Source organism: uncultured Ellagibacter sp., assembly GCF_934617235.1.
Taxonomy (GTDB): Bacteria; Actinomycetota; Coriobacteriia; order Coriobacteriales; family Eggerthellaceae; genus Ellagibacter.
In genome coordinates this window covers 24,665-31,186 of the sequence record NZ_CAKTTZ010000030.1, presented here as the reverse complement: position 1 = coordinate 31,186, position 6,522 = coordinate 24,665, and the positions used below count along the sequence as shown (strand labels likewise).

Genomic DNA, 6,522 nt, shown 5'->3' with positions numbered 1-6,522 from the left:
GGTCAGAACCCTATCGGCCTACTCCCACTCTATTGTCGAAGGAGGTTTAGGCGTTATGTCGTAGCACACGCGGTTGGCGCCGGGCACCTCGGCGACGATGCGGCTGGAAATCTTGCCCAGCACCTCATAGGGCAACTTCGCCCAGTCGGCGGTCATGGCATCGGAGCTCTCGACGGCGCGCAGGATGATCGGGCGCTGGTAGGTGCGTTCGTCGCCCATGACGCCCACGCTTTTGATGTCGGGCAGCACCGCGAAATACTGCCAGCAGCTGTGCTCGGAGTTGCGCTCGCCGGTCTCCTCGAAAAGCCGCGCGTTGTAGGCATCGAGCTCTTCGCGCACGATGGCGTCGGCGTTCTTCAGAATCTCGAGCTTCTCCTTGTCAACCGCGCCGATGATGCGGATGGCAAGGCCCGGGCCGGGGAACGGCTGGCGGTATACGATATGCGCCGGCAGGCCAAGTGCAAGGCCCAGCTCGCGAACCTCGTCCTTGAAGAAGTGGTCGAGCGGCTCGATGAGGTCGAAGCTCACGCCCTCGGGGAACGGAATCAGGTTGTGGTGGCTTTTAATGGTGGACGCCTTGCCGCCCGTTTTGCGCGCGCCGGACTCGATGATGTCGGGGTAGATGGTGCCTTGCGCCAGGTACTTCACGGGCTTGCCGTCGGTTTCCAGCTGTTGTGCAACCGCGAAGAACTCCTTCCAGAACTGCGTGCCGATGATGCGGCGCTTCTGTTCCGGCTCGGTCACGCCGGCGAGAAGCTTGGCATAGCGGTCCTCGGCGTGAACGTGGATGAAGTCGACGTCGAACTGCTTGGTGAAGACTTCCTCGACCTGCTCGGGCTCGCCCTTGCGCAGCAGGCCGTGGTTGATGAACACGCAGGTCATCTGCTTGCCGATCGCGCGTGCGCCAAGGGCGGCGACCACGGAGGAGTCCACACCGCCGGAAAGCGCCAGGATAACGCGATCGTCGCCGACCTTCTCGCGGAACTCGGCGGTCATGGTCTCGACGAGGTTGTCCATCGACCAGTTCTTCTCGAGCTTGCAGATCTCGAAGAGGAAATTCGAGAGGATCTGCTGGCCGTACTCGGTGTGCTTGACCTCGGGGTGGAACTGCGTGGTGTAGATGTGCTTCTCAACGTTCTCCATCGCGGCCACGGGGCACACGTCGGTCGATGCCACCACGGTGAAGCCCTCGGGCACGTCGCGCACGGCGTCGAAGTGGCTCATCCACACGGTCTGATCGGCCGGCGTCCCTTCGAAAAGCGCGCCGCCCTTAACATGCAGGGTCGCAGGACCGTATTCGCCCACTTCGGGGTGGAACACGGTGCCGCCGAGCGTCACTGCCGTGATCTGGTGCCCATAGCAAAAGCCGAGCACCGGCACGCCCAGCTCGTAAATCGCGGGGTCGACGCGCGGTGCGTCGTCGGCGTTTACGCTCGCCGGGCCGCCCGACAGGATGATGGCAGATGGCTCCATGTCGCGCACCTCCTCGGCGGAGATGTCGCACGGCACGATTTCCGAATACACATGAAGGTCGCGGACGCGGCGGGCGATCAGCTGCCCGTACTGCGCCCCGAAGTCGAACACGAGAACTTTTTGCGCTGAAGCTGAAGATGATGCGCTCAATGGTGCTCCTTAGTCGAATAGCCTCATTCGCCGCCTCGTCAAACGGCGTCTTCTCACAACCAAATATCTTACTAAAACGGTGGGGGAGTGGTGAGCCTTGTGAGGTGGAAGGTTTGGAAAAGAGTTGTGGTCACCTTGTGTTCCCAGGTCGCTATGAAAAGTCCTTCTTGCCGGAGTTCCCGAAGATGTGTATAATCATCGGTTGCGTCTGCGGTGTTATGGATACACCCGGGCGCGTGGTTAGACCGGCGTCATGACATCGAGCCTCCATCGGTGCCCACGGCAATCGGTAAGCCACGTAAGGTAGGAGGGTTTTTGGTGTGCGGAGAGGCGCGCGAGCAAAAACCCAGCAAGAAAGAGAGTGTCATGGGAGTCAAACAGTACAAGCCGACGAGCCCTGGCCGCCGTTTCCAAACGGTCTCCGATTTCGCCGAGATCACCACGTCGAAGCCGGAGAAGTCGCTGCTTGCGCCCCTTCACAAGAAGGCTGGTCGCAACAACAAGGGCCGCATCACCGTCCGTCATCAGGGCGGCGGCAACAAGCGTCGTTACCGCATCATCGACTTCAAGCGCAACAAGGACGGCGTACCTGCAAAGGTGGCAACGGTCGAGTACGACCCGAACCGCTCCGCCCGCATCGCGCTTCTGCACTATGTCGACGGCGAAAAGCGCTACATCCTTCACCCGAAGGGCCTGAAGGTCGGCGACATGATCGTTTCCGGTCCCGATGCCGACATCAAGCCGGGCAACGCGCTTCCGCTTGCCAACATCCCCGTTGGTACGCTGATCCACGCGGTTGAGCTTCAGCCGGGCAAGGGAGCCGCTCTTGCGCGTTCCGCCGGCACGAGCATCCAGCTCATGGGTAAGGAAGGCAAGTACGCAATCCTGCGCATGCCGTCCTCCGAAATGCGCCGCGTTCTTCTGACTTGCCGCGCAACCGTTGGTGAAGTCGGCAACGCCGAGCATGCCAACATCCGCATCGGCAAGGCTGGCCGCAACCGCTGGAAGGGCATCCGCCCGACCGTCCGCGGCACCGTTATGAACCCGGTCGACCACCCGCACGGCGGTGGCGAAGGCAAGAACAAGTCTTCGGGTCGCAACTCTGTTTCGCCGTGGGGCATGCCCAGCAAGGGCCATCGCACCCGCAACCCGAAGAAGGCTTCGAGCCGTCTCATCATCCGTCGTCGCAAGAAGTAGCGCGGACACGTTAAGGAGTAACTGTGAGCAGAAGTTTGAAAAAAGGTCCTTTCGTAGAGCCGCGTCTGCTTGGCCGCATCGAGGCCATGAACGCAGCTGGCGAAAAAGACGTCATCAAAACCTGGTCGCGTGCCAGCACCATCTTCCCGGATATGGTGGGCCACACCATCGCCGTCCACGATGGACGCAAGCACGTGCCGGTGTACATTACGGAATCTATGGTCGGCCACAAGCTGGGCGAATTCGCCCCGACCCGCACCTTCAAGGGTCATTCCGCCGACAAGGGCAAGAGATAGGTAGGGGTGAACAATGGAAGTTAGAGCACAAGCCCGTTACGTCCGCGTTTCTCCCCGCAAGGCGCGTATCGTCGTCGACCTCGTTCGCGGCAAGTCCGTCGCCCAGGCTCAGGAGATCCTGCGCTTCACCAATCGCGGTATCGCAGAGACCGTGGAAAAGGTTCTGAACTCCGCCGTTGCTAACGCGGAGCACAACAACCATCTGCGCGCCGAGTCCCTCGTCGTGAAGAAGGCCTACGTTGACGAAGGCCCCACGATGAAGCGTATTCGTCCCCGCGCAAAGGGTTCCGCCGCTCGCATTCGCAAGCGCACGAGCCACATCACGATCGTCGTTGCCCCGCGAGAGGAGGCATAAAGCACATGGGTCAGAAAGTCAACCCGACTGGTTTCCGCATCGGCGTTACCGAAGACTGGCGCAGCCGCTGGTACGCCGACAAGAATTACGCCACCAACCTGGCAAACGACCTTGAGATCCGCGAGTTTTTGGACAAGCAGCTCGCCCGTGCCGCCGTCTCCAAGGTTGAGATCGAGCGCGCCGGCGACAAGATCAAGGTCATCGTCACCACCGCTCGTCCGGGCGTGGTGATCGGCAAGAAGGGCGCCGAGATCGACGCTCTCCGCAAGAAGCTCGAGAAGATCGCCAACGGCCCCGTGAACATCGAGGTCGTAGAGGTCAAGCGTCCCGAGCTCGATGCCAACCTCGTTGCTCAGTCCGTTGCTGAGCAGCTCGAAGGCCGCGTTGCCTTCCGCCGCGCGATGCGCAAGGCCGTTCAGTCCGCTCGCAAGAGCGGTGCCAAGGGCATCCGCATCCAGTGCTCCGGCCGTCTCGGTGGTGCCGAGATGAGCCGCCGCGAGTGGTACCGCGAAGGCCGCGTGCCTCTGCATACCCTCCGCGCCAAGATCGATTACGGCTTCTGCACCGCTAACACCACCATGGGCGCCATCGGCATCCAGGTGTGGGTGTACCACGGTGAGGTTCTCCCTGGCCAGAAGGCTCCCCAGCCGGCGCTCGAGGGTACCTCTCGTCCGAGCCGTTCCCGTCGCAACGACCGTAACGAAAGGGGGACGAAGTAATGCTCGTACCTAAGCGCGTCAAGCACCGCAAGGTGCAGCGTGGCTCCATGAAGGGCAAAGCCAAGGGCGGCACCCGTCTGAGCCATGGTTCCTGGGGCATTCAGGCCCTCGAGGCTCACTGGATCACCAATCGTCAGATCGAGGCTGCTCGTATCGCCATGACCCGCCAGATGAAGCGTGGCGGCAAGGTTTGGATCACGATCTTCCCCGACAAGCCGATCACCAAGAAGCCGGCTGAAACCCGCATGGGTTCCGGCAAGGGCAACCCCGAAGAGTGGGTAGCCGTCGTTAAACCGGGCCGCATTATGTTCGAGCTCGATGGCGTTGACGAAGCGACCGCAAAGGAAGCTCTTCGCCTTGCTATCAACAAGCTGCCCATCAAGTGCAAGATTGTTTCCAAAGAAACGGAGGGGCAGGCGTAAATGAAAGCAGCAGAGATTCGTGAACTGTCTGCCGACGATCTGCAGGCGAAACTGAAGGAAGCGCGTGCTGAGCTTTTCAACCTGCGTTTCCAGATGGCTACCAGCCAGCTCGACAACACCGCTCGTGTTGGTCAGGTTAAAAAAGACATCGCTCGCATCCAGACCGAGATGCGTGCCCGCGAGCTGAGCGCTTAAGGCGAGAAAGGTTAGTGCAACATGAGTGAAACTCGCAATTCGCGCAAGGTCCGCCAGGGCGTTGTGGTCAGCGACGCCAACGACAAGACCATCGTTGTCGCCGTCAAGGAGCGCAAGCCGCATCCTGTCTACGGCAAGATGATCACCACCACCAAGAAGTTCCATGCGCATGACGAGAACAACGAAGCCGGCATCGGCGACACTGTTCAGATCATGGAGACGCGCCCGCTGTCCAAGATGAAGCGCTGGCGTCTGTCGAAGATCGTCGAGAAGGCAAAATAGCACGTGCGTTTTTGCATGCTATTCACGAGAAAGTTAGGTTAAGCAATGATTCAGATGCAAACCATGCTCGCGGTCGCCGACAACTCCGGCGCTCGCAAGGTGCAGTGCATCAAGGTCCTGGGCGGCTCCAAGCGCCGTTACGCAGGCCTCGGTGACGTGATCATCTGCAGCGTCAAGGAAGCAATGCCGAACGGCTCCGTGAAAAAGGGCGAGGTTGTGCGCTGCGTCGTCGTGCGCGTCAAGAAGGAAGTGCGTCGCGCCGACGGCAGCTACATCAAGTTCGACCAGAACGCGGCAGTCCTGATCAACCAGGACGGCTCCCCGCGCGGTACCCGTATCTTCGGGCCTGTCGCTCGTGAGCTCCGCGACAAGAAGTACATGAAGATCGTGTCTTTGGCACCGGAAACGCTGTAGGGAGGTTTGTGAGATATGTCTTCGATGCATGTTAAGAAGGGCGACACCGTGAAGATCCTGTCTGGTAAGGACAAGGGCAAGACCGGTGAGATCCTCCGCTCCATCCCGCAGCGTCAGCGCGTGGTCGTCGAGAAGTGCAACATGGTGAAAAAGGCTATGCGCCCCACCCAGCAGAACCCGCAGGGCGGCATCACCACCGTTGAGGCTCCTCTTCACGTTTCCAACGTGATGCTTGTTTGCCCGAACTGCAAGGAAGCCACCCGTACTTCCAAGCGCGTTAACGAGCAGGGTAAAAAAGTCCGCGTTTGCAAGAAATGTGGAAAAGACATCGACAAATAGGTGTCAAGTAACGTATAATCTTCAATCTGCGCGCCTTTCGGTGCGCAGGTTGTTGTATGACCCTGGGCAATCCAGGGACGCCGGGTCGGAAATCCGGCGTTCAAATCATCGGATGAGAGGCAAAAATGACTACTCCTCGCTTGAAGGAAAAGTACAAAAGCGAAATCGTCGCGAAGCTCGAGAAAGAGCTCGGCATTTCCAACATCAACAATGTTCCGCGTCTTCAGAAGATTGTCGTGAACATGGGCGTTGGCGCTGCCGCCAGCGACCACAAGCTGCTTGATGCTGCTATGAACGACATGCGCATCATCACCGGCCAGCAGCCCTGCGTCACCCGCGCCAAGAAGTCCATCGCAGGCTTCCATGTTCGCGAGGGCCAGGCTATCGGCTGCAAGGTCACCCTTCGTGGCGACCGCATGTGGGAATTCCTCGACCGCCTGCTGTCCACTGCGCTTCCGCGCGTTCGCGACTTCCGCGGCATCTCCCGCACCAGCTTCGACGGCCGCGGCAACTACACGCTCGGCATCACCGAGCAGCTGATCTTCCCTGAGATCGAGTACGACAAAGTTGACCGCACCCGTGGTATGGACATCACGTTCGTCACCACCGCTGAAAACAACGAGAATGCTCTTGCGCTCCTCGAGGCGCTCGGCTTCCCGTTCAAGAGCAAGTAAAACAAA

At 60.0% G+C, this 6,522-nt stretch carries 11 protein-coding genes; 10 read left to right on the top strand and 1 reads right to left on the bottom strand.

The window, feature by feature from the left end; translation table 11 throughout:
• Positions 1 to 18: 18 nt before the first annotated feature.
• The gene (guaA, locus tag Q0G85_RS07035; RefSeq protein ID WP_297156102.1) at positions 19 to 1,623 is read right to left on the bottom strand and encodes a glutamine-hydrolyzing GMP synthase; all 1,605 of its coding nucleotides are present in this window, start codon (positions 1,621 to 1,623) and stop codon (positions 19 to 21) included.
• A 366-nt stretch (positions 1,624 to 1,989) separates the two neighbouring features.
• Between guaA and rplB the strand changes: the two genes are divergently transcribed.
• From rplB to rplE, 10 genes are all read left to right on the top strand, one after another.
• Positions 1,990 to 2,820: a 50S ribosomal protein L2 gene (gene rplB, locus Q0G85_RS07030; protein WP_297156100.1), complete on the top strand. Its 831-nt coding sequence runs from the start codon at positions 1,990 to 1,992 to the stop codon at positions 2,818 to 2,820.
• A gap of 23 nt (positions 2,821 to 2,843) precedes the next feature.
• Positions 2,844 to 3,116, top strand: coding sequence for a 30S ribosomal protein S19 (rpsS, locus tag Q0G85_RS07025; RefSeq protein WP_296061600.1), 273 nt, complete (start codon positions 2,844 to 2,846; stop codon positions 3,114 to 3,116).
• 13 nt (positions 3,117 to 3,129) lie between these two features.
• Entirely contained in the window at positions 3,130 to 3,471 is a 342-nt protein-coding gene (gene rplV, locus Q0G85_RS07020) for a 50S ribosomal protein L22 (protein WP_158050396.1), read from the top strand.
• A gap of 5 nt (positions 3,472 to 3,476) precedes the next feature.
• The gene (rpsC, locus tag Q0G85_RS07015; protein WP_297156098.1) at positions 3,477 to 4,190 is read left to right on the top strand and encodes a 30S ribosomal protein S3; all 714 of its coding nucleotides are present in this window, start codon (positions 3,477 to 3,479) and stop codon (positions 4,188 to 4,190) included.
• A complete protein-coding gene (rplP, locus tag Q0G85_RS07010) occupies positions 4,190 to 4,612 on the top strand; it encodes a 50S ribosomal protein L16 (RefSeq protein ID WP_158050398.1) in 423 nt (140 codons plus the stop codon). The genes rpsC and rplP overlap by 1 nt, the downstream gene beginning before the upstream one ends.
• Complete coding sequence (rpmC, locus tag Q0G85_RS07005; RefSeq protein WP_139652572.1) at positions 4,613 to 4,807, top strand: 50S ribosomal protein L29; 195 nt, start codon at positions 4,613 to 4,615, stop codon at positions 4,805 to 4,807.
• Positions 4,808 to 4,828: 21 nt separating this feature from the next.
• Positions 4,829 to 5,089, top strand: coding sequence for a 30S ribosomal protein S17 (gene rpsQ / locus Q0G85_RS07000; RefSeq protein WP_158050399.1), 261 nt, complete (start codon positions 4,829 to 4,831; stop codon positions 5,087 to 5,089).
• A 45-nt stretch (positions 5,090 to 5,134) separates the two neighbouring features.
• Complete coding sequence (rplN, locus tag Q0G85_RS06995) at positions 5,135 to 5,503, top strand: 50S ribosomal protein L14 (protein ID WP_158050400.1); 369 nt, start codon at positions 5,135 to 5,137, stop codon at positions 5,501 to 5,503.
• A 24-nt stretch (positions 5,504 to 5,527) separates the two neighbouring features.
• Positions 5,528 to 5,842 carry a 50S ribosomal protein L24 gene (rplX, locus tag Q0G85_RS06990; RefSeq protein WP_246155894.1) on the top strand — a complete coding sequence of 105 codons (315 nt, stop codon included), beginning with the start codon at positions 5,528 to 5,530 and terminating at the stop codon, positions 5,840 to 5,842.
• A gap of 125 nt (positions 5,843 to 5,967) precedes the next feature.
• On the top strand, positions 5,968 to 6,516 hold the full coding sequence (rplE, locus tag Q0G85_RS06985; RefSeq protein WP_158050402.1) for a 50S ribosomal protein L5: 549 nt from the start codon (positions 5,968 to 5,970) through the stop codon (positions 6,514 to 6,516).
• Positions 6,517 to 6,522 lie beyond the last annotated feature (6 nt).

Coding starts and splice junctions, on each gene's coding strand:
- rplB (WP_297156100.1), top strand. CDS start 1,990: ATGGGAGTCAAACAGTACAAGCCGACGAGCCCTGGCCGCCGTTTCCAA.
- rplV (WP_158050396.1), top strand. CDS start 3,130: ATGGAAGTTAGAGCACAAGCCCGTTACGTCCGCGTTTCTCCCCGCAAG.
- rpsC (WP_297156098.1), top strand. CDS start 3,477: ATGGGTCAGAAAGTCAACCCGACTGGTTTCCGCATCGGCGTTACCGAA.
- rplP (WP_158050398.1), top strand. CDS start 4,190: ATGCTCGTACCTAAGCGCGTCAAGCACCGCAAGGTGCAGCGTGGCTCC.
- rpmC (WP_139652572.1), top strand. CDS start 4,613: ATGAAAGCAGCAGAGATTCGTGAACTGTCTGCCGACGATCTGCAGGCG.
- rpsQ (WP_158050399.1), top strand. CDS start 4,829: ATGAGTGAAACTCGCAATTCGCGCAAGGTCCGCCAGGGCGTTGTGGTC.
- rplN (WP_158050400.1), top strand. CDS start 5,135: ATGATTCAGATGCAAACCATGCTCGCGGTCGCCGACAACTCCGGCGCT.
- rplX (WP_246155894.1), top strand. CDS start 5,528: ATGCATGTTAAGAAGGGCGACACCGTGAAGATCCTGTCTGGTAAGGAC.
- rplE (WP_158050402.1), top strand. CDS start 5,968: ATGACTACTCCTCGCTTGAAGGAAAAGTACAAAAGCGAAATCGTCGCG.